Raw genomic sequence first — 17,353 nt, forward strand, 5'->3', positions numbered from 1 at the left:
GAACCGCACGAAGTGGGACATGCCTCCCCCGACGTCGGTGAACGCCCGGCGTGGACGAAGATGGACCCATGGCAGACACCGACGCCCACCCCATCACGGTGGCGATCGAGCGGCGCATCGACCCGACGCGCACCGCCGAAGCGACCTCCTGGATGCAGGCCGGCACCGACCTCGCGACCGCGTTCCCCGGCTTCCTCGGCTCGGGCTGGGTGCGCGCGGGCGAAGACAGCGACCTCTGGTACATGCTCTACCGGTTCCGCGACATCACGACGCTCGAGCAGTGGGACACCTCGACGCAGCGTCAGTGGTGGCTCGATTCGGGGCGCCCGTTCGCCCGCGAGGAGCGCGTGGAGCGACGCACCGGGATCGAGGGGTGGTTCGACGCCCCGTTCGGCTCGACGACGGATGCCGGGACCCAACCCGTGCAGCAACCGGTCCCGTCCGCTCCCCCGCGGTGGAAGCAGGCGGTGACGATCTGGGTCGGGTTCTTCCCCACCAACCTGCTGGCCTCTTGGCTGCTGGGCTTCGTGCCCGGTTTCACCGAGGTGCCCCTGGTGCTGCGCGTGCTCGCGACCACCCTCATGCTCACGCCCGTCATGACCTACGCGGTGCTCCCGTGGGTCACCCGCCTGCTGCGCCCCTGGCTGCAGCGCCCGCCCCGCCCGAGAAAGGCCTCGTCATGACCGCCGACCCCACCGGACACCGCTTCCCCCTGCGCACCGACCACGCGTCCGCCGAGATCGCCCAGGTGGGCGCGGCGCTGCGGGCGCTCACGGTCGACGGCGTCGACCTGGTTCCGCGTTACGCCGACGACGCACCCACGCCCGCGGCATCCGGCGTCGTGCTGGTCCCCTGGCCGAACCGCATCCGCGACGGCAGGTACACCTTCGACGGGGTCGAGCGGCAGCTCGCCATCAGTGAGCCCGCCCTCGGCAACGCCAGCCACGGGTTGTTGCGCTTCGGCACGTACCAGCCCATCGAGCACACTGCGGATCGCCTCGTTCTCGGCGCCGACGTCGTTCCGCAGACCGGATACCCGTTCCACCTGCGCACCCGGGTGACGTTCGCGCTGCAGCCCGATGGCCTGCACGTCACGCACGTCATCGAGAACGTCGGAGCGACGGTCGCCCCGGTCGCGCTCGGCGTGCACCCGTACCTGCAGATCGGCGGGGTCGACACCGCCGATCTCGTCGTGCAGTCCACCGGCACGACCACGCTCGTGCTCGACGACCGCAAGATCCCGGTCGACGAGGTGTCGGTAGACGAGACGAACGACCTGCGCGCGGGCCGACGCCTGGGCGACGCCTCGCTCGACAACGGCTACCGCGGTCTCGAGCGCGACGCCGAGGGCCACGCGCGGCACACCCTGACCGCGCCCGACGGACGCGTCGTGGAACTCTGGCAGGACGACGGATTCCGTTGGGCGCAGGTGTTCACGACCGATCGGTACCCCGGCCAGCCCCTCGCTGTGGCGATCGAGCCGATGACCGCCCCGGCGAACGCCTTCGCCTCGGGACTCGACCTCGACACCCTCGATCCGGGGGCTTCGCTCACCCGGGAATGGGGCATCGTCTTTCACTCGTGAGCATTCCTTGTCCCCCATTTGGGGGACACGGAATGTGCAGATGATCAGGGATATCCTCAGGCAACCCCTTTCCCAATAACGCGCCGCGAACGTTACCATTCGAGTGACGGTTTCCGTCAAGGCCGGGGGCGGCCGAGGACCACGGTTCCCTCGGTTGATACCCGAATGAGCCGACGGGGGCCGAGGGTCCCGCGGTGTGGGGGGACGCTCGTTCCGTCCTGAGGAAAGATCCCCCGCCATGAGCACCGCGCTCCGATCCGCCGCCCCTTCCTCGCCCTCGATCCCGCGCCTGCGCCTGCGCCTGCGCGGAGTCGTCCGACGCCTCGACGCCGTGCCCACGATGCACGTCGGCGCTGCGGCGTTGATCGTCCTGGTGGGCGGCCTGCTGCTGTCGATCGCGACGACGAGCGACCCGCTGTGGTGGCAGCTGCACTTCAGCCAGTTGGGGACGTTCCACGACCTTTCGGCCGCATTCTTCAACAACACGCTCAAGGTCAGCGGAATGATCGTCGTGTATTTCGCCTTCCGCGTGCGCCGCGATGTCCGCCGCCTCGGTCGCGGACCGGTGCGCCGGGGAGCCGCGACCATCGCCTTCCTCTGCCTCAATGTCATCGGCGTGAATCTCGCCCTCGTCGGCTGCATTCCGCTCAACACCGACAAAGACCTGCACGACCGGGTCGCGGGTTCGATGGTGCTCGGCTTCCTGGCGCTGCTGCTCACCTCGCCCGTCCTGTTCCACCGCCTCGGCAAGCGCATGGCCATCAGCACGGGCGTCGCCCTGGTGTGGTTGGTCATCTCGATCGCACTGTTCGTGTCGGCGACGATCAACCTCGCCCTGTTCGAGACCATCGCGTGCGCCGCGATGTTCGCGTGGGCGGGCATGTTCACGCACATCCTCGCCTCGGCCCAGGCGACGGCCGTTCGAGCGCCGGATGCCGGGACCCCCCACGTCGTGCACCTCGCCCCCCGCCGCCGCGCGCACCGGTCGTCGATCGCGCGCCGCGCGGGCTCCGTCTCGTCGAGTGCCCGCGCACCGCGCCCCGGGGCCCTGGGAGCGGTGTCGGTCACCGAGGTCGGCCGCGCGTCGAGCACGACACCGCCGGTGCCGCTCGTCGCACGTGCTCTCGCCCCGGCGGGAGGCCTCGGGGCTTTCCGCCCCGAAGCCCGCGACACCTCGCACGCCACGGCATCCGTGGTTCAGGTCCCGATGATGCCCACGCTCACCACCCCGCCCGCGCCCGCGTCGAGCGACCGCGCCGCGTCGACAGCAACGTGCGGGGGCCCGGTGCCACGCCGACGTACGGTAACGGGCCCGGGCCGGGTCAGCGGCTCCCGCGCAGCTCTCGGCGGCTCAGCGGGTGGGCGTCGTCGGTCGGCGTCTCGTCGGACTCTTCCCCTCGGGCCGCCCGTCGCTCCCGGCGCCGCTCGCTTGCTCCCTCGATGAGGTTGTAGAGGGTCGGCAGCACGAGCAGCGTCAGGAACGTCGACGACACCAGGCCACCGATCACCACGACCGCCAACGGCTGCGAGATGAATCCGCCGTGGCCCGTGATGCCCAGAGCCATCGGCACGAGCGCGAAGATCGCGGCGAGCGCGGTCATGAGGATGGGGCGCAGACGCCTGGCCCCGCCGACGATGGTCGCGTCGCGCACGCTGAGTCCCCGTGCCCGGTACTGGTTGACCAGGTCGATGAGCACGATGGCGTTGGTGACGACGATCCCGACGAGCATGAGCGCACCGATCATTCCGGCCACACCCAGGGGCACCCCGGTGATGAGCAGCATGAGGATGGCGCCGGTCGCCGCGAACGGCACCGACACGAGAAGCTCGAGCGGCTGACGCAGCGACTTGAAGGTCGCGACCATGACGACGTAGACGATCAGGATCGCCGCGAGCAGGGCGAGGCCGAGCTGGCTGAAGGCGTCCTGCTGGTCGGTCACGGCACCGCCCACCTCGGCGGTGGCCCCCTCGGGCAGCTGCAGGTCGGCGAGGGCCGAGGTGACGCTGGCCGATGAGCTGCCGAGGTCGTCGGTGGTGGGGGTGACGGTGATGGTGGCGGTGCGCAGCCCCCGCGACGTCGTGATCGACGGCGGAGTCTGGCTCTCTTCGACGGTCGCGATCTCGTCGAGGCGCACCGGGCCGCTCGCCGTGGGGATCTCGAGCGCGCGCAGGTCGTCGATCGTGGCGGGCGGGTTCGCGGCGGCGAGGTACACCGTCACCCCCCGACCGTCGAGCTCGACGGTGCCGGCCTGGCGGGGCTGCTGCGTGTTCGACACGAGGGCGCCCACGGCGCGCTCCGACAGGCCGCGCTCGGCCGCCGCGTCGCGGTTCACGCGCACAGAGACGAACGGGAGCGACGCCGACAGGCTGCTGGTGACCTGACCGATGCCGTCGCGTCCCTGCAGACCGTTCACGACCGCATCGCTGGCCTGCTGGAGCGATGACGAGTCGGCCGAGGTGACGTCGACGGTGATGGCGGTGGAACCGAAGCCCCCGCCCGAGGCCGCGACCTCGATCTCACCGGCGTCGGTGAGGGCTTCGAGCTCGGTGCGCACGCGTTCGCGCAGGTCGACCTGATCGACGCCCGACTGCGAGGTGATCGAGTACGTGATCCCCGACCCGCCGCCCGAGAAGGCGTCGCGCAGCGCCGATCCGCTCGAGCCGATCGAGGTCTGCACGGTCTCGACCCCGTCGGTGTCGAGCAGCACGGCCTCGACTTTCTGCGCGGCCGCGTCCTCGGCATCCAGGCTGGGGGCGGAGCCGATCTTCTGGGTGACGGTGAAGGTGTTCTGGCCCGAGTCGCCGAGGAAGTCGGTCTTCAACAGGGGCACGGTGGCGAGGGTGCCGCCGAGCACGAGCACGGCCAGCAGAAGAGTCACTCCCGAGTGCTTCAGCGTCCAGCTCAGCACCGGCACGTACGCCTTCTGCAGGCGCGAGGGCGGGGCATCCGGAGCTTCGGGGTCGATCGCGTTGCCCTCCGCGTCGCGGACCACCTTGCCGGGCCGCAGGAACCACGACGCCAGCACGGGCACGATCGTCAGCGACACCAGCAGCGACGCGGCCATCGCGATCGTCACGGTCAGCGCGAACGGGCGGAACAGCTCACCGGTGACGTCACCGACGAACGCGATGGGCAGGAACACCGCGACGGAGGTGATCGTGGATGCCGTGATCGCGGCCGCCACCTCGCGCACCGCGCGGATGATCGTGGGGATCTTGTCGGCGTCTCCGACGTAGTGCCGTTTGATGTTCTCGATCACGACGATGGAGTCGTCGACGACGCGGCCGATGGCGATGGTGAGGGCGCCGAGGGTCAGGATGTTCAGGGAGTACCCGAAGGCCTGCAGACCCACGAAGGTGATGAGCACGCTCGTGGGGATCGAGATCGCCGTCACGAGCGTCGAGCGCACCGACATGAGGAACACCAGGATCACCACGACGGCGAAGACGAGGCCCAGAAGGCCCTCCTGCGCGAGCGCCTCGATGGACTGCTGCACGAACGGCGCCTGATCGAAGACGACGGTGAACGTCGCGCCCTCACCGAGGGAGCTCTCGAGGGCGGGCAGGGCCGCGAGCACTCCGCGCGAGACATCGACGGTGTTGGCGGCGGGGAGCTTGGTGACGGCGATGGTGAGCGCCGGCTGCCCGTCGACGCGAGAGAGCGTCGTGACCGGGTCGGTCTGCAGGGCGACCGTCGCGACGTCGCCGATGGTCGTGCGACCCGCCTGGAACTGCGACGCGTCGCTCGGAACGAGGGGAAGGGCGGTGATCTCGTCGACGCTGGTGAGCTTGGTACCTGTCTGCACCGTCAGGGTCTGGTCGTTCTGCGTGAGCGAACCACCGGGGAACAGCACGCCGTTGGCGTCGAGGGCGTCGGTGATCGACTGCTGGCTGAATCCCCGCTCGCCGAGCCGGGTGGCATCCGGGGTGATGGTCACGCGCTGGCCGATGCCGCCGACGATCTGCGCCCCGTTGACGCCGTCGACGTCTTCGAGGTCGGGCACGACGCTCGTCTCGAGGGTGGCCTGGGTGGCCTGGGCATCGGTGAAGCCGGTGACCGCCAGCTGGATGACGGGGAAGTCGTCGATGCTCGCCGAGGCGACGGTGGTGTCGGCCGACTCGGGCAGCTGGTCGTTGATGCGCGCCATCGCCGCGAGGATCTTCTGCTGGGCGGCGGCGAGGTCGGTGCCGTAGGTGAACGACGCCGACACGATCGACGAGTTCGTCGTGCTCGTGGCGGTGGTCGACTCGAGCCCCTCGACCCCTCGGATCGCGTTCTCGATGGGCGTCGACACATCGGCCTCGACGACCTCGGGCGAGGCACCGGGATAGGTCGTCACGACCGCGAGCTGGGGGAACTCGATCGAGGGGATGAGCTCCTGCTTGAGGCTCGTCAGCGCGAGCCCGCCGAAGATCGCCGCCACGATGGTGACCAGGGCGATGAGGGCGCGGTTCTTCAGGCTCAGAACGGCCAGATACGACACGAAGCACCCTTCGGGGGTCGAGTTTCGATACAGAGATGTATCGACAGTAAGTATCACACGGGCCTTCCCCGCGGGATCCGTCCCGATGGCCGCGATGCGCAGAAGGCGGCGTGCGACGCGGGCGGTGACCGGCCGCTGATCCCCGACGAGGCCGCCGAGCCCGTGAGGGCCGGGCCCCTCAGAAGAGCGAGCCGAGCGCGAGACCCGCCGCCGCCGCAAACAACGACCCCGCGAACGAGACCGCGGCGTAGTTCGTCGCGGTGCGTCCGCGGCCTTCCTCGGCGAGCAGCACCGTCGTCACCGCGACGGCGCTGAAGGTCGTGTACCCGCCCAGCAGCCCCGTGCCCACGATCCAGCGCCACGCCTCGTCAGCCGGGAGCATGCTCAGGATGCCGAGCACGAACGCGCCCGAGACGTTCACCACGAGGATCCCCCAGGGGAAGCGCTCGCCCGTCACGCGTCGCACCGCCGTGTCGAGGAGGAACCGCAGGGCCGCACCGACCCCGCCGGCGAGGGCCACGGCCACGAAGACGAGGGGATTCATCGCTGCCGCCGTCCGCCGCGGCCCCACATCAGGCCACCCCAGGCCGCCGCGGTCCCGAGCACGACCGTGCCCACGCCCCACCACAGCATGGCCGGTCCGGCCGCCTCCACGGCGAGCGCACTGTACGTCGTGAACCCGCCGAGCACCCCGGTGCCCACGAACAGCTGCACGCGCTGCGCGCGCGCGGATCCCGGCATCCGGGACCTCCAGCCGAACAGCACACCGATCGCGAACGCCCCCACGACGTTGATGATGGGCACCAGAGCCGGGCCGAGGTCGTCACCGAGCGCCAGGGTGACACCGGCGCGGATCACCGTGCCGATGGCACCGCCGACGGCGACGAGGACGACGTCACGCCACATGCTCACCGCGCCACCTTACGCCCGTGACCCGCGCGCGCACGTGAGCTCACTCCCCGAGGATCAGACGCCGGATCGCGGCATCCTTCGACCCACCCAGTTCCATCGTGCGTCCCTTGCGGTACAGCGAGAAGACGCGGGGGTCGATGTAGCTCGACCGGGCCACGGCGGGAGTGTTGCCCAGCGCCTCGGCGGTCGCGCGCACCGCGGCGATCTCGGCCTTCTTGCGCTCGTTCTTGCCTCCGACCGCGCCGACCTTCGCGAGCGATTCCGCGGCGAGGATCGTGCCGCGCAGCGTGCGGAAGTCCTTCGCGCTGAACGGCCCGCCCGTCAGCGAGCGCACGTACGCGTTGACGTCACCGGGCGTGAGCGGAACGCGGCGGCGCCCGCGTGTATAGCTGAGCAGAGCCGCGCGCGAGCGACCGAGCGCCAGCTCCTCGACGAGCGAGGCAAGCTCTTCGTCGTGCAGCGTCAGATCGGCGCGCTTGCCGCTCTTGGCCGGGAACGAGAGGCGGATCATGTCGCCCTCGACCGTCGCATCGCGGCGCTGCAGGGTCGTGAGGCCGCGGCTGCCGTTCGTGACGAAGTAGCGGGCGTTGCCGACGCGCGGGGCGACCAGGTCGAGGAAGCGGAACGACACCGCCAGCACCCGCTCGCGGTCCCCCTCGCTGCGGCGCAGCGATTGCGTCACGCGCGCTCTTGCCCGCGGCAGCGACTCGGCCAGCTGCAGAGCACGCGCGAACTTGCCCTTGTCCTGTCGTTTCGACCAGTCGGCGTGATACGTGTACTGCCGGCGTCCGGCCTCGTCGGTCCCGACGGCCTGGATGTGGGCGTTCGCGTCTCTCGCGATCCACACCTCACGCCACGCGGGAGGGATGACCAGACCCCGCGCGCGCTCCGAATCGCGCTCGGGCGCGGCGGCACCCGTGTGATCGACGAACCGGAAGCCCGTGCCCGATCGGACCCGCCGATAGCCCGGGTCCTCGTAGGGGCGTACGCGCAGAAGGCGCGGCATGCGTCAGTGGTCGCGGAGCATGTCGATCAGCTCCGCCTTCTTCTTGCCCGAGTAGCCGGTGAGTCCGAGCTCCTTCGCCCTCGCTCTCAGCTCGGCGACGGTGCGGTCCGCATAGTTCTCGGCCTTCCCGCCCGTCGCCCCCACCGAGCCGCGGCCCCGGGCCGCCGCCGCGTTGGAGATGCGGGCGGCCTTCTCTTTCGAGTCGCCCTGAGCGCGCAGGGCCTCGTAGAGATCGGGGTCTTTCACGCTGCGCGATCCTCGCCCTTCCGGCATGGCCGCCTCCCTCCGTCGGAGCACCGACGCTACGACCCGCCGGGTACGGGGTCTGTCGGGGTTGACACGGCGCGGCCGAGCGACCGTGTTATCGCGCGCGAGCCCGGCTAACAGCGGACTCATAGGATCGTCAACCCCCGCGCGGTCATCCGAGGGGTGGTGACACGGTGGAATCAACCACTCGCCGGTTCCGTGTTTCGACGCGGGCACAGCATCCGCGTCTCGACGCGGACACAGCAAGGAGTCCCCCCATGAACATCTTCCTGATCATCATCATCGTCGCCGCGATCGTCATCGCCGTGGTCAGCGGACTGAGCCAGGCCGCGAGCTTCCTGCTCTGGATCGCGATCATCGTCGGCCTCATCGCCCTCATCGTGCTGTTGTTCCGCCTCATCAGCGGTCGCAAGCCCGTCTGACTCACCGAGGAGCGGCGCGTTTCGGGTGCGCGCCACCCCTCTCCCCCGGCGGGTTCCCCCGCCCCGGATGCCACGTCCTCGATGAGGGCGTGGCATCCGTGTTTTCGCGGGGCGGCGCTGCCGCGCGAGCTGAGAGCCCGTCGACCCCCGGGCGACCCTGCGCGATCACCGCACGGGGTCTTGACGAACTCGCGATATATCTCGATACTGTGCTTAACGCGATATATCGCGAGTGAGGAGCACCAGCATGGAGAAATGGATCGTCCATCCCGGCGAGACCCGCGTCATCGACATCGAGTCGCTGCGCGAACTCAAGATCGGCCTCGTCGGCGGACAGGTCGACGTCATCGCGCATGACGAGCCCGACGCGCGCATCGAGGTGCACGGCGTCACCGTCAAAGACCTGCGCATCGAGATGATCGACGGCCGCCTCGAGATCGACCACCCGCAGCTGCGGTGGGACAACTTCCTCGAGGTGTTCCGCAACTTCGGCGCCGGCGGCCCCAAGGCCGAGGTCAGCGTCGCCGTTCCCCGTACGGTCGCCCTCACCCTCGGCGTCGTCAGCGCGAGTGCACTCGTCTCGGGCCTGCGCACCGACGCCCGCCTCAACACGGTCTCGGGCGACATCATCGTCGACGGCCTCGTCGGCGACGTCACCCTCAACGCCGTCTCGGGCGACGTGCAGGTGCGCGAGCTCGAGGGCGCCCTCAGCGCCAACAGCGTCTCGGGCGACGTGGCCGTCACCGGCGCCGTCACCAAGGCGTCGATCGACACCGTCTCGGGCGCGATGCTCGTCGACTCCACGGGTGCGACCCAGTCGATCAGCCTCAACTCCGTCAACGGCACCGCCACCGTGCGCCTGGACCGCTCGCTGCCCGCGAACTACGTCTCCCGCTCGGTGAGCGGGCGCGTGCAGATCGACGGTCACGTGCGTTCGGGCTCCGGCCCGACCAACTACACCGGCTCGACCGGCACCCTCGCGGGGTCGTTCGTCGACGTGCGCGCGAACACCGTCTCGGGCGAGATCACGGTGCTACGCCGCGGCATCTCGGGCCTGCGTCCCGAGGAACTCGCCGGAGAGGAGGAGTGGTGATGAGCCCCGTCTTCTCGCACGGCGACCTTCGCCTCTACATCCTGAGCCTGCTCGACGAATCGCCCCGGCACGGATACGACCTCATGCAGGCACTCGGCGAGCGCACCGGCGGCACCTACTCGCCTTCGGCCGGCACCATCTATCCGCGTCTGGCGAAGCTCGAAGAAGAAGGCCTGGTCACCAAGACCGTCGACGGCCGCAAGACGGTCTACGAGATCACCGACGCCGGTCGCGCCGAGGTCGCCTCCCGCGCGGGCGACCTCGAGGGCATCCAGGCGGGGTTGGCCGACAGCGTCCGGCTCATCGCCGACGAGGTGCGCGGCAGCGTGCGCGACGCCATGCGGAGCCTGCGCGCCGACCTCGCCGCCGCATCCCGTGAGGAACGCGAGCACGCGCAGTCCGCCCCCGTCGACGACGCCCGTTCCCGCAGTCGCGAGCAGCTGTCTCGCGCCGATGCGGCGATCAACGAGTTCCGCGGGCGCGTGCGCTCGGAGCTTCGGGCGCACGTCTCGCGCGGCGGCGAGCTCGCGGCATCCGGAGTCGACGACATCGAGACGGCGCTGCGCCAGGCGTCCGACGCGGTCACCCGCGCCATGCGCGGCTGACGCGTCAGCTCTCCCAGGGCAGTTGCTCCTCGGGGCCGGCCGCCTCGCTCACTGGAACCACCAGCACCGGACGGTTCTGCCGGTGGGTGAGCCGGGCGGCCACGGAGCCCGTGAGGAACTCGCGCAGCGACTCGCCCAACCCCCGCTTCCGCGTTCCGACGACCAGCAGCGAGGCGCCGAGCTCGTCGGCGAGGCCGATCAACGCCAGAGCCGGGTCGCCGATCACCGGGCGCACGCGCCACGGCGTCGGATCGCCCGCGAGGATCTCGGTCGCTGCCCGCTGCACCTCGTCGAGCGCCGCCTGCGCCGCGGCTCCCGCCACATCGACGGTCGACGAGTGCACGTAGCCGTCGGGATCTTCGAACGCCACGAACCGGGTGGTGTCGACGTAGGCGATCACGAGTTCCGCCTGGGCGAGCGCTGCGTACCGAGCCGCTTCCCGCACGACTCGGGGGGACTGACCGGGCACGACGCCGGCGATCACCGGGCCGGAAGCCGTGTGCGGGAGAGGGGAGTCGGTCATGCGCGCGGGCCTTTCGTCGGTGCGGCCACGTCGCCGGCATCCCGCCCGACGGCTGGGGAGGAAGGCGCCGTGATATCCTGGGTGTTACTCTTACCGGCTCGGTCCGGAACCGCAATACGCAGGGCCCGAAGCACGGCCCTCGACGTCGATCGTGAGGGGGTCTCGCATGGGGCGTGGCCGTCAGAAGGCGAAGAACACCAAGATCGCCCGTGAGCTGAAGTACGACACCTATTCGGTGAACTACTCGGCTCTCGAGCGCGAACTGGGTGCACCCGAAGCGGGTGAAGACGCGTACGTCGACAAGTGGGCCGACGAGTACAGCGGCACCTACGAAGACGAGAAGGCGTAACGCCCGGGCGTCGTCACCATGTGGCGCCCGTACGGCGCTCCCAGGACTGCTCGATCGTCTCGCCACGCGAGACGATGAAGCCCGCCGGAATCACGAGGATCACCGCTGCGCCCAACAGGAGCAGTCCGGCGGTCCAGCCTCCGGTGAGCTCGTGGGTGACTCCGATCGCGAGGGGCATGAGCGCGGCGATGCCGTAGCCCACGCTCTGCACGAGCCCGCTGAGCGCGACCGCCGTGTCATGCGAGCGCGTGCGCAGGCCGAACAGCACCAGCACCATGGGGAACATCAGCGGGGGTAGCCCGATGAGCACGACCCAGAGAGTGGTGGCGAGCGTCGGGGCGAACAGCAGACCGGCGACCCCGGCGAGCCCGGCCCCCACCGCCACGACGTAGAACGGTGCCGTGCTGCGCATCCGCCCGACGAGCAGAGGAACGACGAGCGATACGGGCAGGCCCATGAACGAGAACAGGGCCAGCAGACTGCCGGCCTCGGCCGGTTCCACGCCCGCGACGTCGATGAGCAGCGGCGGGAGCCACGCGAAGAGGCCGTAGGCGACAGACGAGTTCACCGCGAACGTCGCCACCAGCGCCCACGTCTGCGGCACCCGCACGATGCGCGAGAGCACCGACGCACGCGGGGCCTCGACGATGTCGGCGCGCGACGCGCGGGCGCGCAGGCTCATCGCGATCCACGGCACCACCGCGGCCACGGCCACCACCGCCCACACGAGGAACGATCCGCGCCACCCGACCGCGTCGGCCAGGGGCACCGCGACGAGCGGGGGCGTGAAGGTCGCGACGGCCATGGTCGTGGAGTACACCGTCGTCATCACGCCGATCCGCGTGGGGAAGTACTTCTTGACCACCGCCGGCAGCAGCACGTTCGCGATCCCGACGGCCCCGAAGACCCCCGCGGTCGCCGCCAGCAGGCTGAACGCGTCGATCGCGGCCGCCCGCAGGCCGAGCATCGCGGCGGCGACCACCGCGGCCACCAGCACCAGGCGCTCCAGACCGATCCGTCGCTCGATCGCCGGGGTGACGGTGCCGGCCAGCGCGAACGCCACCGGGGGCGCCGTGCCGATGAGGCCCACGATCGCCGCGGGCACGTCGAAGTCGCGCTGGATCGTCGTGAGCAGCGGTGACAGCGACGCCACGGCGATGCGCAGCGTCAACGCGAGCAGAACGATGGCGGCCGCGGCGAGCGCGGCCATCCCCGCCCGGCGCGGGGTCACGACTCCTGGCTGCCCTCGACCCAGGCGAGGTATTCCGGCGACACGGTGCCGGTGACGTACCGGCCGTCGAAGCAGCTCATGTCGAGGTCGACCAGGTCGGTGCCCTCCATGATCGCGGCCTTGAGGTCGTCGACCTCCTGGTAAACCAGGTAGTCGCAACCGAGTTCCTCGGCGATCTCGGGGATCGTGCGGTTGTGCGCCACGAGCTCTTCCCGCGAGGGCATGTTGATGCCGTACACGTGCGGGAAGCGCACGGGAGGAGCGGCCGAGGCGAACGTCACGCTCTTGGCCCCGGCATCCCGTGCCATCTGGATGATCTCGCGGCTCGTCGTGCCGCGCACGATGGAGTCGTCGATGAGCAGGACGTTCTTGCCCTTGAACTCGCTCGACATCGCGTTGAGCTTTTGGCGCACGCTCTTCTTGCGCACCGCCTGGCCCGGCATGATGAACGTGCGGCCGACGTAGCGGTTCTTGTAGAAGCCCTCGCGGTACTCGATGCCCAGCTTGCGCGCCACCTGCATGGCGGCGGGGCGCGAGGAGTCGGGGATCGGCATGACCACGTCGATGGTGCCGGTGGGGGTGTACTTCGCGATCGTGTCGGCCAGGCGCTCACCCATGCGCAGTCGCGCCTCGTAGACCGAGATGCCGTTCATGATCGAGTCGGGTCGGGCGAGGTACACGTACTCGAACGAGCACGGTGCGAGCGTCGACTGCGTCGCGCATTGCTGCGCGTGCAGCGTGCCGTCGAGCGTGATGAACACCGCCTCGCCGGGCTCGACGTCGCGGACGACCTCGAAGCCGGCGTTCTCGAGCACCAGGGATTCGGATGCCACGATCCACTCGTCGCGCGGCTCGCCGCCGGGGACCTCCGGCGCGGGACGCTTGCCGAGGATGAGGGGGCGGATGCCGAACGGGTCGCGGAACGCGAGCAGACCGTAGCCCGCGATGAGGGCGATCGAGGCGTACGAGCCCTCGACGCGCTCGTGCACGCGCCCCACCGCGCGGAACACCTGCGCGGGGTCGAGGTCGGGTCCGGTGATCTCGGACTGCAGCTCGGAACCGAGGATGTTCACGAGCAGTTCGGTGTCACTGCTGGTGTTGAGGTGCCGGCGGTCCTTGTGGAAGAGCTCGCCGGTCAGCTCGCGCGTGTTCGTGAGGTTGCCGTTGTGCACGAGGACGATGCCGTAGGGCGCGTTGACGTAGAAGGGCTGCGCCTCTTCTTCGTTCGACGCGGTGCCCTTGGTGGCGTATCGGACGTGGCCGAGGCCGATGTCGCCCAGCAGCGCGCGCATGTCGCGCGTGCGGAACGCCTCGCGCACCTGGCCGCGGGCCTTGTAGATGTGGAAGACGCCGCTGGACTCGGCCGTGGCCATGCCCGTCGAATCCTGACCCCGGTGCTGCAGGAGCAGAAGCGCGTCGTAGATCTCTTGATTGACCGGGCCCTGCCCGGCCATGCCGACGATGCCGCACATGGGGTGTTAGCTCGCTCCGTTCGCCGGCGCACCGGCATCCGCGTAGGTTCCGACCAGGCGCACGGCGCCTCCGTCGACGCCCTTCGCGCCCTGTTCGAATTCTCCGTCGGGGCGCGCGTCGTCGCGGACGACGCCGACCTGCCACGTGGCGATGCCGTCGGCCTGGAGCGCCGAGATCGTGGCATCCGCAGCCTCCGGCGCGACGACCGCGAGGAACCCGATGCCGAGGTTCCACGTGCCCTCGGTCGCGGTCAGCTCGAGCCCACCCATGTCGGCCAGCACGCGGAACACCGGCGACGGGCTCCACGTCGAGCGGTCGACGTCGACCCACGTGTTCTGCGGCAGCACGCGCGCGAGGTTGGCGGCGATGCCGCCGCCGGTCACGTGGCTGAGCGAGTGGATGCCGGAACCCGTGGCCCCGTCGTCGAGCAGGCGCAGGAGCGGCGAGGTGTACAGGCGCGTGGGCTCGAGGAGCGCTTCGCCCCACGTGCCGCCGAGCTCGGCCGACGCCCCGCCGTACGCGATGCCCGCGCCGGTGATGATGTGGCGGACGAGCGAGTAGCCGTTGGAGTGCAGACCGCTCGAGGCGAGGGCCAGCACGACGTCGCCGCTGCGCACGCGGTCGGCGCCGAGGATGCGGTCGGCCTCGACGACGCCGGTCGCCGCCCCCGCCACGTCGTAGTCGTCGATGCCGAGCAGGCCCGGGTGCTCCGCGGTCTCGCCGCCGACGAGCGCGGTGCCCGTCATGGCGCAGCCGCGCGCGATACCCGCGACGATGTCGGCGATGCGCTGCGGCACGACCTTGCCGCACGCGATGTAGTCGGTCATGAAGAGCGGGCGGGCACCGACCACGACGATGTCGTCGACGACCATACCGACGAGGTCTTCGCCGATCGTGTCGTGCTTGTCGATGGCCTGGGCGATCGCGACCTTCGTGCCGACGCCGTCGGTGCTGGTCGCGAGCAGGGGACGCGCGTAATCGCGCAGCGCGGAAGCGTCAAAGAGACCGGCGAATCCGCCGACCCCACCGAGCACCTCGGGCCCGTGCGTACGGCGCACGGCCGACTTCATCAGTTCGACGGCGAGGTCTCCGGCGGCGGTATCGACGCCTGCGGCGGAGTATGGGTTTTCGTGGGGAGCGGAAGCCACCGGAACAGACTACCCGGGGTGGACACGCGCGGGTGTCCAGTGCGGCGCGGCGGGGGGTGTGGGGCGGGTGGGTGGGGGCTGTGGCGTGGGGTCTCGTGACGAGCGGAGGGGCCCCACCGCCGGGCGACCGCGCACACGGGCCCCGCCCCCGATCCTCGGATGCGCCGCGCGCAAGGCCCATCCGCCCCCGACCTCGCGTCCTACAATGACGCCATGACGGGCGGCCAGCCGCAGTGGACGATCCGCGAGGACGCGGCGCAACCGGTGCTCGTCGCGCTCTTCCTGCGCCAGGTTCTCGGCATCCGGTCCCCCGAGGAACTGCCTGCTCTGCGGCGCGTTCCGCCGTCGACGGTCGGGGAACGTACGGATGCCGCGCAGTCCCAGCTCGAGCGGGAGTGGCGCGAGTACTGGGCGATGACGGTCGAGCCGCAGGCGCACCCCTCCCCCGTGCCGCTCGAACTGGTCGACGGGTTCGAGACGCTCGTCGCGCTTCCCGTGGAGGGTGCCGATGCCCTGCGGCACGAGATCGTCGCCCACGCCGACGACGCCGTCGACTACGCCCGTCATGCCCACGACCGGTACTCCCGCGAGGCGGCGGCGCGTCCGGGGGTGTCCTACCGGGCCTATGCCAGCGCGATCGCCGCGCACGAACGCGTCGTCGGACGCCGCGCGCACTCGTTCGAACTGAACGTGCAGGTGCTCCCGCTGACTCAGCGCGGGGTGTGGTGGATCGGCTCGCTCACCGTGGCGGTGACCGACGGGCTGCGGGGGGACGTCGCGGCATTCGACACCGCGATCCACCCGATCATCGCGGAACTGGCCTGATCAGGCCCCGTGCCGCTCGTGGTCGACGATGACCTGACGCGTACGGCTGCCCACGGTGCGCTCGAAGATCAACGCGACGACGGCCCCGACGGTGCACCCGACGACGATGCAGATGAGCGCCGTGAAGCCGAACACCTGAAGCTCCGAGTACACCACCTGCGTGTACGGGCTCATGCCGCTGCCCTGGATGGCGAAGGTCAAAACGAGCGCGACCAGGATGCCGATGAAGGCCCCCGCCGCGAGGAAGACACCGTACTTGGGTGCGCGGCGCACGCTGACCGTCTCGATGTCATCGCGCACGGGAGACGGTCGTTCGGGGGCGGGCTGCTCGGCCATACCCCTATTCTCCCACCGCGGCGCGTCGGACGGGTCGCGCATGCCTCGCCGACGTGACACCGCATGGCGCACGGCCTGCGGCGCACGAGTAGGTCGACCGCGCCCCGCGTCAGCGCGCGAGCGCGCGCGGGGGCGCCGTCGAGCCGCGCACGATGAGCTGCGACGGCAGCACGGTCTCGCCGATCGACGCCGCGCCCACCATCGCCTGCAGCAGCAGGTCGACCGCGAGGGCGCCGGAGCGCGCGATGGGCATGCGCACCGTCGTGAGGCTGGGCGTGACGGCACCGGCGAGGTCGATGTCGTCGATGCCGACGATACTGACGTCGTCGGGGCACACACGGCCGAGCTCGGCCATGCCCGCCTCGAGGCCCAGGGCGACCAGGTCGTTGTAGGCGATCACGGCGGTGGCGCCGCTGGCCGCGGCGGCGGCAGCGCCCGCGCGTCCGCCCTGGATGGAGGCTGCGTGGTGGCTCAATCTCGACAGGCGGATGCCGAAGCGTTCGCAGGCGCGAGCCACGGCGCCGGCCCGCTGTTCGTCGGCCCATGAGCCGTGCGGCCCCGACGCGTACGCGACATGGTCGTGGCCGAGGGCCGACAGGTGCTCCACCGCCTGCGTCGGTCCTCGCTCGGCATCCATCACCACGCACGGGGCACCGGCCAGGACGCGGTTGATGACGACGTGCGGAGTGTCGCCGACCAGCGAGAGGACCTCGGCCTCGGGCAGTCGCGGCGAGCACAGCAGCAGACCGTCCGTACGGCCCGCGAGCTCGATCGATTCCCGTTCGCGGCGCAGGTCTTCGTCGGCATCGAACAGCACGATGCGGTGACGACCGTGCCACGCCTGGCCCTGGATGGCTTTGAGCAGGGTGGCGTACACGGGGTTGGCCGCGTCGGGGACGACCACCGCGATCGTGCGGGTGCCCGTGGCCACCTGGGGGGTGGCGTAGCCCAGCTCGACCGCGGCGCGCCGGACACGGTCCAGCGTGGCGGGGGCGAGGCGGTCGGGTTCGCCGAAGGCGCGCGACGCGGTGGCGATCGACACGCCCGCGTGCCGTGCCACCTCCGTGAGGTTCGCCGCCATGTCCACCCCCTTA

Annotated in this window: 18 protein-coding genes and 1 pseudogene; 8 read left to right on the plus strand and 11 right to left on the minus strand. The window is 70.6% G+C overall.

Annotation, left to right across the window (positions count from 1 at the left end; genetic code table 11):
- The first annotated feature begins 68 nt into the window (after positions 1-68).
- The 3 genes and pseudogenes from BJP65_RS07370 to BJP65_RS17125 all read left to right on the plus strand — a co-directional run.
- The gene (locus BJP65_RS07370) at positions 69-683 is read left to right on the plus strand and encodes an antibiotic biosynthesis monooxygenase (protein WP_070408693.1); all 615 of its coding nucleotides are present in this window, start codon (positions 69-71) and stop codon (positions 681-683) included.
- Positions 680-1,585, plus strand: a complete 906-nt coding sequence (locus BJP65_RS07375; protein WP_070408694.1) for an aldose 1-epimerase family protein — start codon at positions 680-682, stop codon at positions 1,583-1,585. Before BJP65_RS07370 ends, BJP65_RS07375 begins: the two co-directional genes overlap by 4 nt.
- 340 nt (positions 1,586-1,925) lie before the next feature.
- Positions 1,926-2,414 (plus strand): annotated as a pseudogene (locus tag BJP65_RS17125) (DUF998 domain-containing protein); the annotation flags it as partial.
- A 493-nt stretch (positions 2,415-2,907) separates the two neighbouring features.
- On the opposite strand, the gene BJP65_RS07380 reads toward BJP65_RS17125, so the two are convergent.
- From BJP65_RS07380 to BJP65_RS07400, 5 genes are all read right to left on the minus strand, one after another.
- Positions 2,908-6,069, minus strand: coding sequence for an efflux RND transporter permease subunit (locus BJP65_RS07380; RefSeq protein ID WP_070408695.1), 3,162 nt, complete (start codon positions 6,067-6,069; stop codon positions 2,908-2,910).
- Between the two features lie 178 nt (positions 6,070-6,247).
- Positions 6,248-6,613: a CrcB family protein gene (locus BJP65_RS07385; protein ID WP_055831899.1), complete on the minus strand. Its 366-nt coding sequence runs from the start codon at positions 6,611-6,613 to the stop codon at positions 6,248-6,250.
- Positions 6,610-6,975 (minus strand): CrcB family protein, encoded by a 366-nt coding sequence (locus tag BJP65_RS07390; protein ID WP_070408696.1) that lies wholly within the window; start codon positions 6,973-6,975, stop codon positions 6,610-6,612. The genes BJP65_RS07385 and BJP65_RS07390 overlap by 4 nt, the downstream gene beginning before the upstream one ends.
- A 46-nt stretch (positions 6,976-7,021) precedes the next feature.
- Positions 7,022-7,987, minus strand: a complete 966-nt coding sequence (locus BJP65_RS07395; protein WP_070408697.1) for a DNA topoisomerase IB — start codon at positions 7,985-7,987, stop codon at positions 7,022-7,024.
- A gap of 3 nt (positions 7,988-7,990) precedes the next feature.
- Positions 7,991-8,260 (minus strand): Rho termination factor N-terminal domain-containing protein, encoded by a 270-nt coding sequence (locus tag BJP65_RS07400; protein ID WP_070408698.1) that lies wholly within the window; start codon positions 8,258-8,260, stop codon positions 7,991-7,993.
- Between the two features lie 251 nt (positions 8,261-8,511).
- Here BJP65_RS07400 and BJP65_RS16790 point away from each other — a divergent pair, with 251 nt between their 5' ends.
- The 3 genes from BJP65_RS16790 to BJP65_RS07410 all read left to right on the plus strand — a co-directional run bounded on the left by BJP65_RS16790 (position 8,512) and on the right by BJP65_RS07410 (position 10,374).
- Entirely contained in the window at positions 8,512-8,676 is a 165-nt protein-coding gene (locus BJP65_RS16790) for a hypothetical protein (RefSeq protein WP_181016006.1), read from the plus strand.
- 247 nt (positions 8,677-8,923) lie between these two features.
- On the plus strand, positions 8,924-9,769 hold the full coding sequence (locus BJP65_RS07405) for a DUF4097 family beta strand repeat-containing protein (protein ID WP_055831914.1): 846 nt from the start codon (positions 8,924-8,926) through the stop codon (positions 9,767-9,769).
- On the plus strand, positions 9,769-10,374 hold the full coding sequence (locus BJP65_RS07410; RefSeq protein ID WP_055831916.1) for a PadR family transcriptional regulator: 606 nt from the start codon (positions 9,769-9,771) through the stop codon (positions 10,372-10,374). Before BJP65_RS07405 ends, BJP65_RS07410 begins: the two co-directional genes overlap by 1 nt.
- Positions 10,375-10,378: 4 nt before the next feature.
- Here the strand turns inward: BJP65_RS07410 and BJP65_RS07415 are convergent, their stop codons facing one another.
- The gene (locus BJP65_RS07415) at positions 10,379-10,897 is read right to left on the minus strand and encodes a universal stress protein (RefSeq protein WP_070408699.1); all 519 of its coding nucleotides are present in this window, start codon (positions 10,895-10,897) and stop codon (positions 10,379-10,381) included.
- A gap of 166 nt (positions 10,898-11,063) precedes the next feature.
- Here BJP65_RS07415 and BJP65_RS07420 point away from each other — a divergent pair, with 166 nt between their 5' ends.
- A complete protein-coding gene (locus BJP65_RS07420; protein WP_055831919.1) occupies positions 11,064-11,246 on the plus strand; it encodes a DUF3073 family protein in 183 nt (60 codons plus the stop codon).
- A 13-nt stretch (positions 11,247-11,259) separates the two neighbouring features.
- Here BJP65_RS07420 and BJP65_RS07425 read toward each other — a convergent pair whose 3' ends face one another.
- Genes BJP65_RS07425 through purM form a run of 3 tightly spaced genes read right to left on the minus strand, consistent with a single transcriptional unit; the run spans position 11,260 to position 15,098 of the window.
- A complete protein-coding gene (locus tag BJP65_RS07425; RefSeq protein WP_258027539.1) occupies positions 11,260-12,477 on the minus strand; it encodes a CynX/NimT family MFS transporter in 1,218 nt (405 codons plus the stop codon).
- On the minus strand, positions 12,474-13,949 hold the full coding sequence (purF, locus tag BJP65_RS07430) for an amidophosphoribosyltransferase (RefSeq protein ID WP_055831924.1): 1,476 nt from the start codon (positions 13,947-13,949) through the stop codon (positions 12,474-12,476). The genes BJP65_RS07425 and purF overlap by 4 nt, the downstream gene beginning before the upstream one ends.
- Positions 13,950-13,955: 6 nt before the next feature.
- Complete coding sequence (purM, locus tag BJP65_RS07435) at positions 13,956-15,098, minus strand: phosphoribosylformylglycinamidine cyclo-ligase (RefSeq protein ID WP_055935554.1); 1,143 nt, start codon at positions 15,096-15,098, stop codon at positions 13,956-13,958.
- A 213-nt stretch (positions 15,099-15,311) separates the two neighbouring features.
- Here purM and BJP65_RS07440 point away from each other — a divergent pair, with 213 nt between their 5' ends.
- The gene (locus BJP65_RS07440) at positions 15,312-15,923 is read left to right on the plus strand and encodes a hypothetical protein (protein ID WP_055935551.1); all 612 of its coding nucleotides are present in this window, start codon (positions 15,312-15,314) and stop codon (positions 15,921-15,923) included.
- On the opposite strand, the gene BJP65_RS07445 is transcribed toward BJP65_RS07440, so the two are convergent.
- Positions 15,924-16,259, minus strand: a complete 336-nt coding sequence (locus BJP65_RS07445) for a potassium transporter Trk (protein WP_070408701.1) — start codon at positions 16,257-16,259, stop codon at positions 15,924-15,926. It lies immediately after the preceding gene.
- 109 nt (positions 16,260-16,368) lie between these two features.
- A complete protein-coding gene (locus BJP65_RS07450) occupies positions 16,369-17,340 on the minus strand; it encodes a LacI family DNA-binding transcriptional regulator (RefSeq protein WP_055833076.1) in 972 nt (323 codons plus the stop codon).
- Positions 17,341-17,353 lie beyond the last annotated feature (13 nt).

This window comes from Microbacterium sp. BH-3-3-3 (genome assembly GCF_001792815.1).
GTDB lineage: Bacteria > Actinomycetota > Actinomycetes > Actinomycetales > Microbacteriaceae > Microbacterium.

What these genes read in the sequence shown, in the direction of transcription:
- BJP65_RS07370 (WP_070408693.1), top strand. Translation starts at nt 69, where the DNA reads ATGGCAGACACCGACGCCCACCCCATCACGGTGGCGATCGAGCGGCGC.
- BJP65_RS07375 (WP_070408694.1), top strand. Translation starts at nt 680, where the DNA reads ATGACCGCCGACCCCACCGGACACCGCTTCCCCCTGCGCACCGACCAC.
- BJP65_RS07385 (WP_055831899.1), bottom strand. Translation starts at nt 6,613, where the DNA reads ATGAATCCCCTCGTCTTCGTGGCCGTGGCCCTCGCCGGCGGGGTCGGT.
- BJP65_RS07390 (WP_070408696.1), bottom strand. Translation starts at nt 6,975, where the DNA reads ATGTGGCGTGACGTCGTCCTCGTCGCCGTCGGCGGTGCCATCGGCACG.
- BJP65_RS07395 (WP_070408697.1), bottom strand. Translation starts at nt 7,987, where the DNA reads ATGCCGCGCCTTCTGCGCGTACGCCCCTACGAGGACCCGGGCTATCGG.
- BJP65_RS07400 (WP_070408698.1), bottom strand. Translation starts at nt 8,260, where the DNA reads ATGCCGGAAGGGCGAGGATCGCGCAGCGTGAAAGACCCCGATCTCTAC.
- BJP65_RS16790 (WP_181016006.1), top strand. Translation starts at nt 8,512, where the DNA reads ATGAACATCTTCCTGATCATCATCATCGTCGCCGCGATCGTCATCGCC.
- BJP65_RS07405 (WP_055831914.1), top strand. Translation starts at nt 8,924, where the DNA reads ATGGAGAAATGGATCGTCCATCCCGGCGAGACCCGCGTCATCGACATC.
- BJP65_RS07410 (WP_055831916.1), top strand. Translation starts at nt 9,769, where the DNA reads ATGAGCCCCGTCTTCTCGCACGGCGACCTTCGCCTCTACATCCTGAGC.
- BJP65_RS07415 (WP_070408699.1), bottom strand. Translation starts at nt 10,897, where the DNA reads ATGACCGACTCCCCTCTCCCGCACACGGCTTCCGGCCCGGTGATCGCC.
- BJP65_RS07420 (WP_055831919.1), top strand. Translation starts at nt 11,064, where the DNA reads ATGGGGCGTGGCCGTCAGAAGGCGAAGAACACCAAGATCGCCCGTGAG.
- purF (WP_055831924.1), bottom strand. Translation starts at nt 13,949, where the DNA reads ATGTGCGGCATCGTCGGCATGGCCGGGCAGGGCCCGGTCAATCAAGAG.
- BJP65_RS07440 (WP_055935551.1), top strand. Translation starts at nt 15,312, where the DNA reads ATGACGGGCGGCCAGCCGCAGTGGACGATCCGCGAGGACGCGGCGCAA.
- BJP65_RS07445 (WP_070408701.1), bottom strand. Translation starts at nt 16,259, where the DNA reads ATGGCCGAGCAGCCCGCCCCCGAACGACCGTCTCCCGTGCGCGATGAC.
- BJP65_RS07450 (WP_055833076.1), bottom strand. Translation starts at nt 17,340, where the DNA reads ATGGCGGCGAACCTCACGGAGGTGGCACGGCACGCGGGCGTGTCGATC.